Below are 16766 nucleotides of genomic sequence, written 5' to 3'. Positions count from 1 at the left end.
CTCATGCTGCAGAACATTCCCACCCACGTGATTGCCGGGCCCTTGGGCGCCGGCAAGACCAGCCTTATCAAGCACCTGCTCGCCCAGCGCCCGGCCAACGAGCGCTGGGCGGTGCTGATCAACGAGTTCGGGCAGATCGGCCTGGACGCCGCCTTGCTCACCCAGGATGACGACGGCATTGCCCTGGGCGAAGTCGCCGGAGGCTGCCTGTGCTGCGTGAATGGTGCACCGTTCCAGGTAGGACTGGGTCGTCTGTTGCGCAAGGCCAAGCCCGACCGGCTGTTTATCGAACCGTCGGGCCTGGGCCATCCGGCGCAGTTGCTCAAGCAGTTGCGACAGTCGCCATGGCAGGGCGTGCTGTCCGTCCAGCCTTGCGTGCTGGTATTGGATGCCCAGGCGCTGGCCGCAGGGAAACCATTACCGCCAGCGCAGCAAGAGGCTCTGACGAGTGCCGGGTTGCTGGTGTTGAACAAGGATGAAGGGTTGGACGCCGGGCAGCGTCGAGCGATCGAACGGCAGTTGCCCGAATGCCCGCTCTACTGGACCCGCCAGGCGCAATTGCCCCTGCAACAATTACCCGGCCTGAACGCGCAGGCTTCAGCCGCTGTGGATAACGTCGAACTGCCCGAAGGCCTCGCGCAAATGCCGGCGGTGTGGAGCGATCCCACTCAACCGATCTGCCTGAGTCAGGCCCAAGAGGGCGGCTGGAGTGTCGGCTGGCGCTGGCATCCTAGCCAGCAGTTCGATACCCGCCGCCTCGACCAGTGGCTGACAAGCCTTGAATGGCGGCGCGCCAAACTGGTTATCCACAGCGCCGACGGGTGGGTTTCGACCAACGCGGTGGATAACAGCGAGTTGACTTGGCAGGCCAGCGAATGGCGCCGTGATTCACGTATTGAGTTGATTTTCAGCGAGCCACAGGACCTGGCCGCCTTGCAGGCCGCACTAAAGGCCTGCCGTTACTGACGGTTCTTGGCGTGGTCCTGGCGCCACTGGCTCAGCTCGATCACTTCGGCGCTGGGCAGCGGCGTCTTGATCTCGAACGGGTAGGGCGCCAGTTCGATCTGCGCGCTGTGGGCGCCGAATTGAGTGATGGTCCCCGGATGGCGGGTTTCGCCGGTCACGGTGAATTCAAAGTTGTAGATACGCGCGAGGCGCCGCCGCCCATTGGCATCCTTCACAAACCCGATACGCTTGAGCGCCACCGCGCCGTCCAGCAGTTCGATGTCGAGCTTGGCACAATGCTGCTTGACCCGCTCCAGCGCCCGCTCACGCAGGCCGTGGTTGTGCCACACCCAGGCGGCACCGGTCGCCAGCAGCATCAACACGAAGATGTTTCCCAGGGTCAGCATGCGAAAGACTCCAACAAAGTGAGAGCAGCTTAACTGTGTCGCCGGTCTGTCGTACAGGCTGCGTTTAGTCGCATACTGCGCGGCCAGAATTTCAATGGCTTTACGGAAATCCCGCGCATGAAACGCACACCTCATCTGCTTGCGATCCAGTCTCATGTGGTCTTTGGCCACGCCGGAAACAGCGCCGCCGTATTCCCCATGCAGCGCGTCGGGGTGAACGTCTGGCCGTTGAACACGGTGCAGTTCTCCAACCACACCCAGTATGGCCAATGGGCGGGCGAAGTGTTGGCGCCGCAGCAAATTCCGGCGCTGGTGGAAGGCATCGCCGCGATCGGCGAGCTGGGCAACTGCGACGCCGTGCTGTCCGGCTACCTGGGCAGTGCGGACCAGGGGCGTGCGATTCTCAGCGGCGTGGCGCGCATCAAGGCCATCAACCCCAAGGCTTTGTATTTGTGCGACCCGGTGATGGGCCATCCGGAGAAGGGCTGCATCGTGCCCCAGGAAGTCAGCGATTTCCTGCTGGACGAAGCCGCGGCCATGGCTGACTTCCTGTGCCCCAACCAGCTGGAACTGGACAGTTTTGCCGGGCGTAAGCCGCAATCGCTGTTCGATTGCCTGGCCATGGCCAAGGCGCTGCTGGCACGCGGGCCGAAGGCGGTATTGGTTAAGCACTTGGACTACCCCGGCAAGCTGCCGGACGGTTTCGAGATGCTGCTGGTGACCGCCGAGGGCAGCTGGCACCTGCGCCGGCCATTGCTGGCGTTTCCACGCCAGCCTGTGGGCGTGGGCGACCTGACCTCGGGGCTGTTCCTGGCGCGGGTACTATTGGGCGACAGCCTGTTGGCGGCGTTCGAGTTCACCGCCGCAGCCGTGCATGAAGTGCTGCTGGAAACCCAGGCCTGTGCCAGTTATGAACTGGAACTGGTGCGCGCCCAGGACCGTATCGCCCATCCTCGCGTGCGGTTCGAAGCGACGCCGATCGAGCTGTAGGAACATTCCTGATTGAGCCAGGCAAAGGGCGTCCGGTACTATCGGCGCCTCTTTGTCCCCTGTGCTTTTCAAGGAAGAACCATGTCATATTTCCTACGGGCTTTTTCCACGCTAAGCCTGGTTTCGCTGCTCAGCGCTTGCAGCGTCAACGGCACTTACCCGGACGCCACCGAGCCGGATGCCGCCAAGCTGCGGTTTATCTCCAACACCCAGAACTCCACCCTCGACTTTTTCGACGCGCAGCACTGCGAAGGTCGCACGACGGGCATTCTCAACAATTTCCTGATGGCCGATACCACGCGCCGGGCGGGAATGATCGTGCCGCCGCCGGAGAAAGCCCGTGGCCTACTGGAAGTCAAGCTGGCGCCTGGCAAACCGGTTTTCATGCGCATCAACACGAATGGCGGCAGCTACTTGTGTGCCAAGGCGATCAGTTTCACGCCAGAAGCAAGCAAGGAATATGAAGTGACATTCGACGTAGCTGGGGGCAGTTGCATTACGACCTTCCAACGTCTGCAACGCTTCAACGGTAAAGACGAGCGCATTCCGCAGCCGATGATTGAAACCCCGCTGCAAGCATGCGCCGGTAGCACGCCGATGTTCCCCAAGCAGATTCCGCAAACGCCCAAGCGCGCTGCGCAGATCAACACCATCGTCGATACCAACGTGCAGTTGTTCAAGATGATGAATCCGGACACACCCGTCGAACCACCGTCGACAACCGCGACGCTTGAAGCGCAGATTGCCAAGCGTAAGGCGGCAATGGGCTCGTTCACGTTGCCGGAAGCCTACTGGACTCAATATCGGCAGAATTTCGCACTATTGAATGAAGACGCAGCGGCGCAACAAGCGCGCACGATGGGCCTCTACATAGAGGTTTTCCGCTATCGACTGAGCGTCACCGAGGACGCCGTATTGGAACAATGGCTGAACCCGACGGACAAAACCACGCGTGATCTCGTGGCAGCGAATGACAAGGTGATGACCGCCTATTACACCAACACTCGCAAGTCAGTGATGGTTGAAGTGCTCAACCATCACTTGGCGCGCATGGGCCAGCTGGATCAGCGCTTTGATGTGTGCGCGCACTTCGACAAGTGCTGGCACTACTGACGCCTACAGCGCGTCGGCCTTGATTTCCTGGTAGCGCTTTTCCAGCTCCTGGCGGATCTGCCGGCGCTGTTGGGCCTGCACGAACCGGCGCTTGTCTTCGCTGTTGTGCGGCTGCAAAGGCGGCACGGCGGCCGGTTTGCGCTGGTCGTCCACGGCCACCATGGTGAAGAAACAGCTGTTGGTGTGGCGCACCGAGCGTTCGCGGATGTTCTCGGTCACCACCTTGATACCTACCTCCATCGAGGTATTGCCGGTGTAGTTGACCGACGCGAGGAAGGTCACCAGCTCGCCGACATGAATCGGCTCGCGGAAAATCACCTGGTCCACCGACAACGTCACGACATAACGGCCGGCATAACGGCTCGCGCAGGCGTAGGCCACTTCGTCGAGGTACTTGAGCAGGGTGCCGCCGTGGACATTGCCTGAGAAGTTGGCCATATCAGGGGTCATCAATACCGTCATCGACAGCTGGGCGTTTCCGGGTTCCATAGCACACTCACGGGTTGTAGGCATTGGTTGGGGGGCACCTCTGCGGGTGCTGGAATCTTTGCTGTGCCTTCCTTAACGGGACGCCGGTGGTCGGCTTGCCGTCACGCGTGTACCGATCTGTTTCCATATATTGCACCGGCTTTCTGCCGGAAGTCGCGGTGTTAACCTTCAAAAGCCCATCTCAGGGCATTTCTTACGATCCAGGCAGACTTTTCCTTTCGCCCTTTGCGACATTTCAAAGGCGCGGGCGGAAGTGGGAAAAGCGCCAGTACCCTCAAGGAGCCCCTCGCCATGCACGCCATCAGCTTTATCCAGGACCTGGCCGTGATCATGCTGGTGGCAGGGGTTGTCACCATCCTGTTTCACCGCCTCAAGCAACCGGTGGTGCTGGGCTACATCGTCGCCGGGTTCATCATCGGCCCGCACACCCCGCCGTTCGGCCTGATCCACGACGAAGACACCATCAAGACCCTCGCCGAGCTGGGGGTGATCTTCCTGATGTTCTGCCTGGGCCTGGAGTTCAGCCTGCGCAAGCTGTTCAAGGTCGGCGCCACAGCCTTCATCGCGGCTTTCCTGGAAATCATCCTGATGATCTGGATTGGCTACGAAATCGGCCGCTGGTTCGACTGGAACACCATGGACTCGCTGTTCCTCGGCGCGATCCTGGCGATTTCCTCCACCACCATCATCGTCAAGGCGCTCAATGACCTGAAGATGAAAAACCAGCGCTTCGCCCAGCTGATTTTCGGCGTGCTGATCGTCGAGGACATCCTCGGCATCGGCATCATCGCCTTGCTGTCGAGCATTGCCGTCAGCGGCACGGTCAGCTCCGGCGAAGTGTTTTCCACGGTCGGCAAGCTGTCGCTGTTCATGATCGTCGCGCTGGTCATCGGCATTTTGCTGGTGCCACGTTTGCTGGCCTACGTGGCCAAGTTCGAAAGCAACGAGATGCTGCTGATCACCGTACTGGGCCTGTGTTTCGGTTTCTGCCTGCTGGTGGTCAAGCTGGAGTACAGCATGGTGCTGGGCGCGTTCCTGATCGGCGCGATCATGGCCGAATCCCGTCAGTTGATTAAGATCGAGCGCCTGATCGAGCCGGTTCGCGACATGTTCAGCGCCATCTTCTTCGTGGCCATCGGCTTGATGATCGACCCGCAGATCCTGCTGCAATACGCCTGGCCGATTGCGGTGATCACCGTGGCGGTGGTGCTGGGCAAGATGTTGTCCTGTGGCCTGGGGGCGTTTATCGCCGGCAATGACGGCCGTACCTCACTGCGCGTGGGCATGGGGCTGTCACAGATTGGCGAGTTTTCCTTCATCATCGCGGCGTTGGGGATGACGTTGCAGGTGACCAGTGACTTCCTTTACCCCGTCGCCGTGGCGGTTTCAGCCATTACCACACTGCTCACGCCGTACCTGATTCGCGGTGCCGACCCATTGTCCTTGAAGATCGCGGCGATCATGCCGCAGCGAATGAGCCGGGTGTTCGGCATGTACGGCGAATGGCTGCGCAGTATCCAGCCTCAAGGTGAAGGCGCAATGCTGGCGTCGATGATCCGCAAGATCATCCTGCAAGTCGGGGTGAACCTGGCGCTGGTGGTGGCGATCTTCTTCGCCGGCAGCTTTTTCGCGGCGCGTATCGGTGGGTATCTGGAAGGCTGGATCAGCGATCCGAGCTGGCAGAAGGCATTGATCTGGGGCGGGGCGTTGTTGCTGTCGCTGCCCTTCCTGATTGCGGCGTATCGCAAGCTCAAGGCGCTGTCGATGCTGTTGGCGGAGATGAGCGTGAAGCCCGAAATGGCCGGACGGCATACCCAGCGCGTACGGCGGGTGATTGCAGAGCTGATCCCGATCCTGTCGCTGCTGGTGATCTTCCTGCTATTGGCAGCCTTGTCGGCCAGTATTCTGCCGACCAACAAGTTGCTGGTGCTCATTGCCGTGGTCACGGCGGCGGTGGCGGCCGTGCTCTGGCGGTGGTTCATCCGCGTGCATACGCGGATGCAGGTCGCCTTGCTGGAGACGCTGGATAACCACAAGGATACGCCCGAGCACTAAGCGCCTGGGTGTGGGCTCAGCTTTCCAGCCAGACGTCCCGCGCCCAGTGCCACACCGATTCCCAGGTTTCTTCGGTCACGAGTTCTTCTTCGCCGGACCACAGCACCACGGTGCCGTCTTCTTCAACGCAGTAGTAGTCGTCACCGTCCTGGCAGATCGGGATCATGCTGCGATCAACACCCGCATCCCAGGCATTGGCAGCCACGTCGGGCAAGTAGGTATGGGATTGCGGGTCGGTAACGGTCACCGGTTCCAGGCTGCCGTACACCACATCGCTGACGGTCAGCAGAAATTCACGGAAGACAAACGGGATATCGATGAACAGTTGTTCCTCGATTTCCACCAGTTGGTCTTCGTCAGGCAGCTCCAGCGGAACCGGGACCGGTTCGTTGGCTTCACGCAATTGTTCGATGATTTCTTCCACGGCCGGGATCCTCTTGCTAGATGGCGCGGTTTATAGGGGCGTTTTATACAGTAGCTCGCTATAAGTGCAACCGTGAAATAGAAAACCCCGGACAGGTCCGGGGTTTTTTGTATCTGCGTGCTAAGCGTGAAGGGATCAGCCGTTCTGGCGGATACCGGCGACCAGCCAAGGCTGGTTGTCGCCTTGTGGGCGTTCCATGTTCCAGCTTTCGCTGAACACTTCGCCCTGGTCGAAACGCGAGGTCTTCGACACACCGCTGAAGGTCAGGGTGGCGATGGTCTTGTCGGCGCGATCATCCACACCGTCCAACTGCACGCGCAGGTCGTCGATGTAAGTCGACTGGAATGCATCGCCAATCTCAGCGCGTTCGCGCTTGAGGAACTCCAGCAGTTGCGGGGTCACGAACTCGGCAATTTTGTCCATTTCGTTGGCGTCCCAGTGCTGCTGCAGGGACTGGAAGTGGCTGCGGGCCGCTTCGACGAAACGCTCTTCGTTGAACCAGGCCGGCGCGTTGATCACCGGACGGGCCGCAGCAGGGGCTGCTGAACCACCGAAGATCGAGCCCATGGCTGGTTTTTGCTCGAACACTTCACGCTGCATCGGCGCGCCGGCTGGAGCCAGGTGCTCCTGCTGCTTGCGGCGACGGGCGGCGATAAAGCGGAAGATCACAAAGGCGATGACCGCCAGGATCAGCATGTCGAAGATCTGCATGCCCTGGAAGCCGCCACCCATGAACATGGAAGCGAGCAGGCCACCGGCAGCGATACCGGCCAGAGGGCCCAACCAGCGCGAAGCACCGCCGGCCTTGGCAGCGGCGCCCGCAGCACCGGCTGCGCCTGCGGTCGCGGCTGCACCGCCGGCACCGGCGGATGGAGCCATTTGGCTGGTCTGGTGAGTCGGTGCTGCACCGGAACTTTTGCCGCCACCGAAGCGTTTGGCGTTGGCGTCGATGCTCATCGTCAGGCCGATGCACAACGCCATGGCGATGCTAAGAAAACGTTTCATAAAGGGAATTCCCATTTGTGGATTGCACGCGCGCCATGTTGCACAGGTGTAGAGGCAGTGGCTAGCGACATAATGTTTCGGGCTTTTGCGTAGGACCGATTCAGAATGGTCTGTAGGACTTATTACTGATATTGGCCCGCGCCTGTTAAAAACAAGGGCGGGCCAGTCACCTTCATGTAGGCAAATGTTTCAGACGGCTTCGAGCTTCGCGTAGCCCATCATCAGCCACTTGCTGCCTTCGGCGAAGTTCACCTGCACCCGGGCCTGTGCACCAGCGCCTTCGAAGTTGAGGATCACGCCTTCGCCGAACACCGAATGCCTGACCTGCTGGCCAAGGCTGAACTGGGTTTCCGGAATCTCGGAACCCGCAAACATACTGCTGGAGTTCTGCTGCTGCCCGCCGCCGAACGGGCGACTGACGCTGTTGGACAAGCGCACTTCCTGGATCAGGCCCTTCGGTACTTCACGTACGAAGCGCGACACCTTGTTGTAGGTCTCGCTGCCGTACAGGCGTCGGGTCTCGGCGTAGGTCATCACCAGGTTCTGCATGGCGCGCGTGATGCCCACGTAGGCCAGACGGCGTTCTTCCTCAAGACGGCCGGGTTCTTCCAGGCTCATCTTGTGCGGGAACAGGCCTTCTTCCATGCCCACCAGGAACACGTACGGGAATTCCAGGCCCTTGGCGCTGTGCAAGGTCATCAGCTGGATGCTGTCTTCATGCTCATCCGCCTGGGTATCGCCGGCTTCCAGCGACGCATGGCCGAGGAAAGCAGCCAGCGGCGTCAGCTCTTCATCTTCCTCGGTGTTTTCGAAGGCACGGGCAGCGCTTACCAGTTCCTCAAGGTTTTCTACCCGGGCCTGGCCTTTCTCACCTTTTTCCGCCTCATGGTAGGCGATCAGCCCGGACTGTTCGATCACCGTCTGGGTCATCAGGTGCAATGGCATTTCCGCGCACTTGGCCGCCAGGTTCTCGATCAGCTCGACAAACACACCCAAAGCGCTGGCTGCGCGGCCGGTCAGGCCTTTATTGACGATGAGCAAGCGCATGGCTTCCCACATCGACACATCGGCATGGCGCGCGTGGTCGCGAATCGCCTCGACGGTTTTCTCGCCGATGCCACGGGCCGGGATGTTGATCACCCGTTCCAGTGCCGCATCGTTGCCGCGACCTTCCAGCAAACGCAGGTAGGCCATGGCGTTCTTGATTTCGGCGCGCTCGAAGAAGCGCTGGCCACCATAGATGCGGTACGGGATGCGTTCGCGCAACAAGGCTTCTTCCAGGACGCGCGATTGGGCGTTGGAACGGTACAGGATCGCGATGTCACTGCGCGCCAGGCCGGTTTTCAGCGCGCTTTCGATGGTTTCCACCACGTAGCGTGCTTCATCGTGCTCATTGAAGGCGGCGTACAGGTTGATCGCCTCGCCTTCGCCGCCGTCGGTCCACAGCTCTTTGCCCAGGCGCCCGGTGTTGTTGGCGATCAAGGCGTTGGCGGCCTTGAGGATCCCGGCGGTGGAGCGGTAGTTCTGTTCCAGACGGATGGTCACCGCGTCCGGGAAGTCTTCGGAGTACTGGTAGATGTTCTCGATTTTCGCGCCACGCCAGCCGTAGATCGACTGGTCGTCGTCGCCCACTACCATCAGGCTGTCGCCGCCCTTGGCCAGCAGGCGCAACCAGGCGTACTGCACGGCGTTGGTGTCCTGGAACTCGTCCACCAGGATGTGGCGGAAGCGTTTCTGGTAATGGGCCAACAGGCCTGGGTTGTCGCGCCACAGGTCGAGGGCGCGCAGCAGCAGCTCGGAGAAGTCGATGACCCCGGCGCGTGCACAGGCGGCCTCGTAGGCTTCATAGATGCTGCGCATGGTCGCCAGGAACAAATCGCCGCTGGCCTGGATATGTTGCGGGCGCAGGCCTTCGTCTTTCTGGCCGTTGATGAACCATTGCGCCTGGCGCGCCGGCCAACGCTGTTCGTCCAGGCCCAACTCGCGGATCACGCGCTTGACCAGGCGTTGCTGGTCATCGCTGTCGAGGATCTGGAAGGTCTGGGCCAGGCCCGCCTCCTGCCAGTGCGCCCGCAGCAGGCGGTGCGCCAGGCCGTGGAAGGTGCCGACCCACATGCCGGCCGGGCTGATGCCCATCAACTGCTCGATGCGGTGGCGCATCTCGGCAGCGGCCTTGTTGGTGAAGGTCACCGACAGGATGGAATGCGGGGACGCGTTTTCGACCTGGATCAACCAGGCGATACGGTGCACCAGCACTCGGGTTTTACCGGAGCCAGCACCGGCCAGGACCAACTGACGGCCAACGGGGGCTGCTACGGCCTGGCGTTGGGCATCGTTGAGGGAGTTCAGCAAAAGGGAGAGATCATCGCGCATCGGCGCATTCTAGGGTGCCCGAGGGAGTGGGGCAAATACCAATGCCGGGTGGTCGACGGAAAACCGCCAGGGTGATGACCGGTCGGTCAATGGCCACAGCCCGCGCCGCGTCTCGCTTAAGCCGTCTGGCCCGGAAGTTTGCGCTGTACGACCGTGCAGTTTTTATGACGCAGAGCAGTTTGGCCCAGGCGCTTGCTTGTGTATGCTCCGTCGACGTTTCGGGCTCACCATTATAAGAACACTGCCTATGACCCTCAGCACCGACCTGCTCGGCCCCTCGACGGCACCCGCGCAGGTTCTTCGCAAACACTACGCCACGGAGATGGCGGTCGAGCGCACACGTCTGCTGTATCAGGGCTCGCTGCTGCCGACCCTGTTGATGCTCGTCAATGGCCTGGTCTGCGCCTGGCTGTTGTGGAACCCCCAGCAATACCTGCTGGACAGCATCTGGCTGGTCTGGCTGCTGGCCCTGGTGGCGATGCGCGTGATCCAGGTGGCGGCGTTCGACTCGGCCATGCCCAGTCGCCAGGCCCAGCCGGTGTGGCGGCGCATGTTCATGCTCGGCTCGGCCGTCAGCGGCCTGACGCTGGCCACGGCCGCCATCGCGCTGGTGCCGGTCGACAGCTTCATGCAACAAGCCTGGGTGTTCGGCCTGATCGGCGCAGCGACGCTCTCGGCCAGCGTGGCCTATGCCGTGAGCCTGCCAGCGTTTTTGTCGTTTGCCTTGCCGTGCCTGGTGCCGGCCATCCTCTACCTGTTCTGGACCGGCGACCCGCAGCAGCGCGGTTGGGGGGTGCTTGGCCTGATCCTGCTGGCGTCCTTGAGCCTGGTGGCGTGGCAGGTCAATCGCCTGATCCAGCGCGGGCTGCTGCGCCGTTTTCAGAACCAGGCGTTGATCGAGCATCTGCAGCAGGCGCAACAGCGCAGCGAGCAACTCAATCAGGAGCTGGTGCGCGAAGTGGAACAACGTCGTCAGGTCGAGCAAGAACTGCGCGAAGCCCAGATTGGCCTGCAAGACCGCGTGGCCCAACGCAGCCAGGAACTGGACGCCGCCAGCCTGGCCCTGAATAAAAGCGAAGCGCGTCTGGCCATGGCGCTGCAAGCCAGTGAGTTGGGCCTGTGGGACTGGAACCTGCAAACCGACGAAGTCCATCACACCCAGCTCAAGGAGTTGTTCGGCCTGGAGCCGGAATACGTCACGGCGATGCTCAGCCACCTCAAGCCACGCCTGCATCCCGAAGACCTGCCGCTGCTCAAGCGTGCCTTGGTGGAACACCTCAAGGGCCGCAGCGAGGACTACCTGGTGGAATACCGCGTGCGTCATGGCGATGGGCACTGGGTGTGGATCGAAGACCGTGGCCGCGCCGTGGAGCGCGCGCCCAGTGGACGGGTCACGCGCATGCTCGGCACGCGGCGTGATATCAGCGCCGGCAAGGCCCTGGAAGAACAGCAGCGCTTGGCCTCGACCGTATTCGAGGCCGCCAGCGAAGGCATCGTGATCCTCGATCCAGACTACAAGCTGATTGCCGTCAATCAGGCGTTCAGCCGTGTCACCGGCTTTGAAACCGACGACATGATTGGCCGCAATGTGGTCGAACTGCCCAGCAGTCGTGATGCTCGCCGGCACTTCCCGGTGATCCGCCAGGCGTTGCTCAGCCATGGCACCTGGCAGGGTGAGCTGGTGGAAACGCGCAAGAACGGCGAGCTGTACCCGCAGTGGCTGCAATTGAATGTCGTGCGCGATATCCGGGGGAAAGTCAGCCATATCGTGGGCTTCTTCGCCGATCTCTCGGCGCGACGTGAGTCGGAAGAGCGCATGCGCTACCTCACCCATTACGACGAGCTGACCGGCCTGGCCAACCGCTCGCTGTTCCGCGAAAGGCTGCGCGAGGCCCATCAGCGGGTACGCCAGGGCGGTCGCAGCCTGGCGTTGCTGCACATCAACCTCGACCGTTTCAAATTGCTCAATGACAGCCTTGGCCATGAAGTCGCCGACCAGTTGCTGCAAAAAATGGCGCGCCGCCTGATCAACGCGTTACCTGAGGCGGACACCATCGCGCGTCTGTCCGGCGACGAATTCGCCGTGCTGTTTGACGCCTACGGCAACCTGTCGAGCCTGGCGCGGGTCGCCACGCGGTTGCTGGCCAAACTGCGGGTGCCGGTGACGGTGGACGGGCATGAGCTGGTGGTGAGTGCCTCGATGGGCGTCAGCCTGTTGCCGGACAATGCGCGGGAAATTTCTGCATTGGTCAGCCAATCCAACATGGCCATGCAACATGCCAAGCACCTGGGCGGCAACAATTTCCAGTTCTACACCGACAGCCTGCAAGCCAGCACCCTGGAGCGTTTGCAGCTGGAAAACCATCTGCGCAAGGCCATCGAAGAGCGCCAGCTCACGGTGTTCTACCAACCCAAGCTGTGCCTGGCCACCGGCAAGCTGAATGCCGCCGAAGCGTTGATCCGCTGGGACCATCCGCAGTGGGGCATGGTGCCGCCGGGGGACTTTATCGGCCTGGCCGAAGAGACCGGCCTGATCGTGCCATTGGGCGAATTCGTGCTGCGCGAGGCCTGCTGGCAGGCATGTGAATGGCAGCGCCAGGGACTGGCGCCGATCCGCGTATCGGTGAACCTTTCGGTGCATCAACTGCGCCAGGGCAAGCTGGTCAGCCTGGTGCGCCAGGTGCTCGAAGAAACTGGCCTGGACCCGCAATACCTGGAGCTGGAGCTGACCGAAAGCCAATTGCTCGACAGCGTCGAACACATCATCGCCACGTTCCAGCAATTACGGGACCTGGGTGTGAAGCTGGCGATCGACGATTTCGGCACGGGTTATTCGTCCCTGAGCTACCTCAAGCGCATTCCCGTGGACTACGTGAAGATCGACCAGACTTTCATCCGTGGGCTGGGCCAGGGGCGTGAAGACGCCGCTATCACCCGCGCCATTATCGCTATGGCCCATGGGCTGGCGCTCAAGGTAGTGGCCGAAGGCGTGGAAGATCAGCAGCAGCTGGATTTCCTGCGCGGTGAGCGTTGTGATGAGGTACAGGGCTACTTGATCAGTCGGCCGATGCAGGCCGAAGGGCTGGCAGATTTGTTACGGAAAAATGCAGATTTTCCCTAGTGATGCCTGGGGCGCCCCTGTGGCTACAACTTGGCCGCCCTTAGATTCAAAGGGGAGCAGGGCGATTTAGTGATGCGTCGGACGGGCAAAACGACAATTCTTGTAGTATAACTACAAGCTTGCTACATCCCTGGCCCTGCCCATAACAAGAGTCCTGCCCTTTGAACCTGTTGCAACATATCGCCCAGTCGCGCCACCTGTTACGCAAATCGGAACTCAAGGTTGCCGATCACGTGCTGCTTGACCCTGCGGCTGTGATGCACAGTTCCATGGCCGACCTGGCGCACAGCGTGGGCATCAGCGAGCCGACCATCGTGCGCTTCTGCCGCGCCATCGGTTGTTCCGGGTTCCAGGACTTGAAACTCAAGTTGGCGCAAAGCCTGGCCGCTGGCGCCAGTTTCGGCCAATTTGCGATCCATGAAGACGACTCCGTCGCCGACTACAGCCTGAAAATTTTCGACACCACCTTGCACACCCTGATGGAAGTGCGCGAGAAGCTCGACCCGGTGGAGTTGCAAAAGGCCGTGACCGCCATGTCCCAGGCCCAGCGTGTCGAGTTCTATGGCTTTGGTGCTTCGGGCGCGGTGGCGGCCGATGCCCAGCACAAATTCTTCCGTTTGCTGCTCACTGCCGCGGCCTACAGCGACCCGCACATGCAAGCCATGTCGGCGGTGACCTTGAAGCCTACGGATGTGGCGATCTGCATTTCCCAGTCGGGCCGCTCCAAAGACTTGCTGATTACCGCCAACCTGGTGCGTGAAAGCGGCGCTTCGCTGATTACCCTGTGCCCGAGCCAAACGCCGTTGGCGGAACTGTCCACGGTCAACCTGGCAATCGATGTGCACGAGGACACCGAGATCTACACGCCGCTGACTTCGCGCATCGCCCACCTGGTGGTGATCGACGTGCTGGCGATGGGCGTCGCCATGGCGCGCGGGCCGAGCCTGGTCAACCACCTCAAGAGCGTGAAGCGCAGCTTGCGCAGCCTGCGGTTGTCGCCCAAGTCCGTCAAAGCATTGGATGATTGATCAAAGTTTCATCAGTTTGTAACCCCCGCGCCGCCAAACCGTCATCGCCCAGGGCCATCCTGAACTCCCCGTACTCGCATTGGGAGACTCCAAATGGCCCGGCCCTACGAAGACAGCAACAGCTCCGTCAAAACCCGTCGTCAGCAGGAAGACCAGCGCCGCATGGCGTTCCGTCGCGCAATCGAAGACCGTTGCGAGGAGCGCCAGCTGCTCCAGAGCATCAGTGACTACCCGGAACTCCACTGGCAGGCACCCGCGGCTGCCCAGCGAAACGCTCAGCCAGCGCGCTGATCTGCACCCGCTCGCTGCGGATAAAGCCCAGGAACGCGTGGGCCACCGGTGACAGGCGCTTGGCCTTGGCTTGCACCAGGCACCAACTGCGGTACAGCGGCAGCTCTTCCACCGGCAGCTCCTTGAGCCCGCCGGTGGCCAGCTCCATGTTGACCGCGTGACGCGTCAGCAGCGCCACGCCCAACCCCGCGCAAACACACTCGCGCTGCGCCTCGGCCGAGGCCACTTCCACCGTCTGGGTGAAGTGCACGCGTTTCTCCTTGAAATACTCCTCGCACGCCAGTCGCGTACCGGAACCCGGTTCGCGCAGCAGCAGCGTGTAGGGTTCCAGGTCCTGCAGGCGCAGCGGCCCTTGCAGGCTCAACGGATGGTCGGGTGGCGCCACCGCGACGATCGGATTGTTGAGGAATGGCAGGAATTCCAGGCCCATGTCCTGAGGCACCATGGACATGATCACCAGGTCATCGCGATTGTCCGAAAGCCGGCGAATCACCTGGGCGCGGTTCACCACCGTGAGATGTAACTGCACCTCGGGATGTTGGCGCTTGAAGGCGGCAAACAGGTGTGGCACGAAGTATTTAGCGCTGGATTCAATCGCCAGCTTCAACTGGCCTTGCAGCGAACCCTGCATGTCCGACAGCTGCATATCGAGGTTTTCCAGGCGCCCGAAAATATCCCGGCTGGCTCGCTGCAAGGCTTCGGCGGCTTCGGTCATGTAGAGCTTTTTGCCGACATAATCGAACAGCGGCTGCCCGATCAGCTCTTCCAGCTGGCGAATTTGTAGGCTAACGGCCGGTTGTGTGAGGGACATTTCCTCGGCAGCACGGCTGTAGGAGCGCAAATCGCACACTTCATTGAAGATCTGCAATTGACGCAATGTCATACGCATCAATGACTTACGCATTTTTAGCACGCTCCCGCGAAACCTAATGACCTCAACTATAAGTCTTTACTTATGCACGACCCAATAATTATTGATTTTTGTTAATCCCTCCACGGGCTTAGTGTGTGTCTCGCGACTGTCATGAAACATTTGGTCACGCGCCGACCCAGCTCCAGTGGGTCGAAGAACGCAGCAATCGGCTCAAGGGAATTTCCAAGTGATAAAAAAGATCCTGATCGCCAACCGTGGTGAAATTGCCGTACGCATCGTGCGTGCCTGCGCCGAGATGGGCATTCGCTCGGTCGCGGTCTACTCCGATGCCGACCGCCACGCGTTGCACGTCAAACGTGCCGACGAAGCCCACAGCATTGGTGCCGAGCCACTGGCCGGTTACCTGAACCCGCGCAAGCTGGTGAACCTGGCGGTGGAAACCGGCTGTGATGCGCTGCACCCCGGCTACGGCTTCCTGTCGGAGAACGCCGAGCTGGCGGATATCTGCGCCGAACGTGGTATCAAATTCATCGGTCCGTCGGCGGAAGTGATTCGCCGCATGGGCGACAAGACCGAAGCGCGCCGCAGCATGATCAAGGCCGGTGTGCCGGTCACGCCGGGCACCGAAGGCAACGTCGCGGACATCCACGAAGCGCTCACCGAAGGCGACCGCATCGGTTATCCGGTGATGCTCAAGGCCACTTCGGGTGGCGGCGGCCGTGGTATCCGTCGTTGCAACAGCCGCGAAGAACTTGAACAAGCCTTCCCCCGCGTTATCTCCGAAGCCACCAAGGCCTTCGGATCGGCGGAAGTGTTCCTGGAAAAATGCATCGTCAATCCCAAGCACATCGAGGCGCAGATCCTCGGTGACAGCTTCGGCAACGTGGTGCACTTGTTCGAGCGCGACTGCTCGATCCAGCGTCGTAACCAGAAGCTCATCGAAATCGCTCCCAGCCCGCAACTGACACCGGAACAGCGCGCCTACATCGGCGACCTGTCGGTGCGCGCCGCCAAGGCGGTGGGCTACGAGAACGCCGGCACCGTGGAGTTCCTGCTCGCCGAGGGCGAGGTGTACTTCATGGAGATGAACACCCGCGTGCAGGTGGAACACACCATCACCGAAGAAATCACCGGGATCGACATCGTCCGCGAGCAAATCCGCATCGCCTCCGGGTTGCCGCTGTCGGTGAAACAGGAAGATATCCAGCACCGTGGTTTCGCGTTGCAGTTCCGCATCAACGCCGAAGACCCGAAAAACAACTTCCTCCCGAGCTTCGGCAAGATCACCCGTTACTACGCACCCGGCGGCCCCGGCGTGCGTACCGACACGGCGATCTACACCGGCTACACCATCCCGCCGTTCTACGACTCCATGTGCCTGAAACTGGTGGTGTGGGCGTTGACCTGGGAAGAAGCCATGGACCGCGGCCTGCGTGCCCTGGACGACATGCGCCTGCAAGGCGTGAAGACTACCGCCGCCTATTACCAGGAAATCCTGCGCAACCCGGAATTCCGCAGCGGCCAGTTCAACACCAGCTTCGTTGAAGCCCACCCTGAACTGACCAACTACTCGATCAAGCGCAAACCCGAAGAGCTGGCCCTGGCCATCGCCGCCGCCATCGCCGCCCACGCAGGCCTGTGAGGAATATTC

Annotated in this window: 14 protein-coding genes; 8 read left to right on the top strand and 6 right to left on the bottom strand. The window is 61.2% G+C overall.

Going from position 1 to position 16766, the window contains the following annotated elements:
- Nucleotides 1-3: 3 nt before the first annotated feature.
- Entirely contained in the window at nt 4-966 is a 963-nt protein-coding gene (locus tag ACP7EW_RS17945; RefSeq protein WP_426218657.1) for a CobW family GTP-binding protein, read from the top strand.
- Here the strand turns inward: ACP7EW_RS17945 and ACP7EW_RS17940 are convergent.
- Nucleotides 960-1352: a DUF3301 domain-containing protein gene (locus ACP7EW_RS17940; RefSeq protein ID WP_016978674.1), complete on the bottom strand. Its 393-nt coding sequence runs from the start codon at nt 1350-1352 to the stop codon at nt 960-962. The genes ACP7EW_RS17945 and ACP7EW_RS17940 overlap by 7 nt on opposite strands.
- 117 nt (nt 1353-1469) lie before the next feature.
- Between ACP7EW_RS17940 and pdxY the strand changes: the two genes are divergently transcribed.
- Both pdxY and ACP7EW_RS17930 read left to right on the top strand, forming a co-directional pair.
- Nucleotides 1470-2342 carry a pyridoxal kinase PdxY gene (gene pdxY / locus ACP7EW_RS17935; RefSeq protein ID WP_033897245.1) on the top strand — a complete coding sequence of 291 codons (873 nt, stop codon included), beginning with the start codon at nt 1470-1472 and terminating at the stop codon, nt 2340-2342.
- Between the two features lie 81 nt (nt 2343-2423).
- Nucleotides 2424-3455 (top strand): hypothetical protein, encoded by a 1032-nt coding sequence (locus tag ACP7EW_RS17930; protein WP_426218655.1) that lies wholly within the window; start codon nt 2424-2426, stop codon nt 3453-3455.
- A 3-nt stretch (nt 3456-3458) separates the two neighbouring features.
- Here the strand turns inward: ACP7EW_RS17930 and ACP7EW_RS17925 are convergent, their stop codons facing one another.
- Nucleotides 3459-3944, bottom strand: coding sequence for an acyl-CoA thioesterase (locus ACP7EW_RS17925; protein ID WP_003177014.1), 486 nt, complete (start codon nt 3942-3944; stop codon nt 3459-3461).
- A 291-nt stretch (nt 3945-4235) separates the two neighbouring features.
- Here ACP7EW_RS17925 and ACP7EW_RS17920 point away from each other — a divergent pair, with 291 nt between their 5' ends.
- Nucleotides 4236-5999, top strand: a complete 1764-nt coding sequence (locus tag ACP7EW_RS17920; protein WP_033897248.1) for a cation:proton antiporter — start codon at nt 4236-4238, stop codon at nt 5997-5999.
- 16 nt (nt 6000-6015) lie between these two features.
- Here the strand turns inward: ACP7EW_RS17920 and ACP7EW_RS17915 are convergent, their stop codons facing one another.
- From ACP7EW_RS17915 to uvrD, 3 genes are all read right to left on the bottom strand, one after another.
- Nucleotides 6016-6423, bottom strand: a complete 408-nt coding sequence (locus ACP7EW_RS17915; RefSeq protein WP_017739032.1) for an SMI1/KNR4 family protein — start codon at nt 6421-6423, stop codon at nt 6016-6018.
- Between the two features lie 135 nt (nt 6424-6558).
- Nucleotides 6559-7428 carry a Tim44 domain-containing protein gene (locus ACP7EW_RS17910; protein WP_426218652.1) on the bottom strand — a complete coding sequence of 290 codons (870 nt, stop codon included), beginning with the start codon at nt 7426-7428 and terminating at the stop codon, nt 6559-6561.
- A gap of 189 nt (nt 7429-7617) precedes the next feature.
- A complete protein-coding gene (gene uvrD, locus ACP7EW_RS17905; RefSeq protein ID WP_426218650.1) occupies nt 7618-9801 on the bottom strand; it encodes a DNA helicase II in 2184 nt (727 codons plus the stop codon).
- 247 nt (nt 9802-10048) lie between these two features.
- On the opposite strand from uvrD, the gene ACP7EW_RS17900 reads away from it, so the two are divergent.
- The 3 genes from ACP7EW_RS17900 to ACP7EW_RS17890 all read left to right on the top strand — a co-directional run bounded on the left by ACP7EW_RS17900 (nt 10049) and on the right by ACP7EW_RS17890 (nt 14241).
- Entirely contained in the window at nt 10049-12922 is a 2874-nt protein-coding gene (locus ACP7EW_RS17900; protein ID WP_061434670.1) for an EAL domain-containing protein, read from the top strand.
- 161 nt (nt 12923-13083) lie between these two features.
- Nucleotides 13084-13950, top strand: coding sequence for a transcriptional regulator HexR (hexR, locus tag ACP7EW_RS17895; protein ID WP_003177007.1), 867 nt, complete (start codon nt 13084-13086; stop codon nt 13948-13950).
- A gap of 93 nt (nt 13951-14043) precedes the next feature.
- Entirely contained in the window at nt 14044-14241 is a 198-nt protein-coding gene (locus tag ACP7EW_RS17890) for a PA3496 family putative envelope integrity protein (RefSeq protein ID WP_073860054.1), read from the top strand.
- Here the strand turns inward: ACP7EW_RS17890 and ACP7EW_RS17885 are convergent.
- Nucleotides 14171-15145, bottom strand: a complete 975-nt coding sequence (locus ACP7EW_RS17885; protein WP_033897252.1) for a LysR family transcriptional regulator — start codon at nt 15143-15145, stop codon at nt 14171-14173. The two genes, ACP7EW_RS17890 and ACP7EW_RS17885, sit on opposite strands and share 71 nt — an antisense overlap.
- A 196-nt stretch (nt 15146-15341) precedes the next feature.
- Here ACP7EW_RS17885 and ACP7EW_RS17880 point away from each other — a divergent pair, with 196 nt between their 5' ends.
- The gene (locus tag ACP7EW_RS17880; protein WP_016978663.1) at nt 15342-16757 is read left to right on the top strand and encodes an acetyl-CoA carboxylase biotin carboxylase subunit; all 1416 of its coding nucleotides are present in this window, start codon (nt 15342-15344) and stop codon (nt 16755-16757) included.
- Nucleotides 16758-16766 lie beyond the last annotated feature (9 nt).

Source organism: Pseudomonas sp. DWRC2-2, assembly GCF_049897885.1.
GTDB classification, from domain to species: domain Bacteria; phylum Pseudomonadota; class Gammaproteobacteria; order Pseudomonadales; family Pseudomonadaceae; genus Aquipseudomonas; species Aquipseudomonas azotoformans_A.
This window is presented reverse-complemented; position numbering and strand designations above follow the sequence as displayed.

Excerpts from the sequence above, each read along its gene's own strand:
- ACP7EW_RS17900 (WP_061434670.1), top strand. The coding sequence starts at position 10,049 with ATGACCCTCAGCACCGACCTGCTCGGCCCCTCGACGGCACCCGCGCAG.
- ACP7EW_RS17885 (WP_033897252.1), bottom strand. The coding sequence starts at position 15,145 with ATGCGTAAGTCATTGATGCGTATGACATTGCGTCAATTGCAGATCTTC.
- ACP7EW_RS17940 (WP_016978674.1), bottom strand. The coding sequence starts at position 1,352 with ATGCTGACCCTGGGAAACATCTTCGTGTTGATGCTGCTGGCGACCGGT.
- pdxY (WP_033897245.1), top strand. The coding sequence starts at position 1,470 with ATGAAACGCACACCTCATCTGCTTGCGATCCAGTCTCATGTGGTCTTT.
- uvrD (WP_426218650.1), bottom strand. The coding sequence starts at position 9,801 with ATGCGCGATGATCTCTCCCTTTTGCTGAACTCCCTCAACGATGCCCAA.
- ACP7EW_RS17945 (WP_426218657.1), top strand. The coding sequence starts at position 4 with ATGCTGCAGAACATTCCCACCCACGTGATTGCCGGGCCCTTGGGCGCC.
- ACP7EW_RS17920 (WP_033897248.1), top strand. The coding sequence starts at position 4,236 with ATGCACGCCATCAGCTTTATCCAGGACCTGGCCGTGATCATGCTGGTG.
- ACP7EW_RS17930 (WP_426218655.1), top strand. The coding sequence starts at position 2,424 with ATGTCATATTTCCTACGGGCTTTTTCCACGCTAAGCCTGGTTTCGCTG.
- ACP7EW_RS17910 (WP_426218652.1), bottom strand. The coding sequence starts at position 7,428 with ATGAAACGTTTTCTTAGCATCGCCATGGCGTTGTGCATCGGCCTGACG.
- ACP7EW_RS17925 (WP_003177014.1), bottom strand. The coding sequence starts at position 3,944 with ATGGAACCCGGAAACGCCCAGCTGTCGATGACGGTATTGATGACCCCT.
- ACP7EW_RS17890 (WP_073860054.1), top strand. The coding sequence starts at position 14,044 with ATGGCCCGGCCCTACGAAGACAGCAACAGCTCCGTCAAAACCCGTCGT.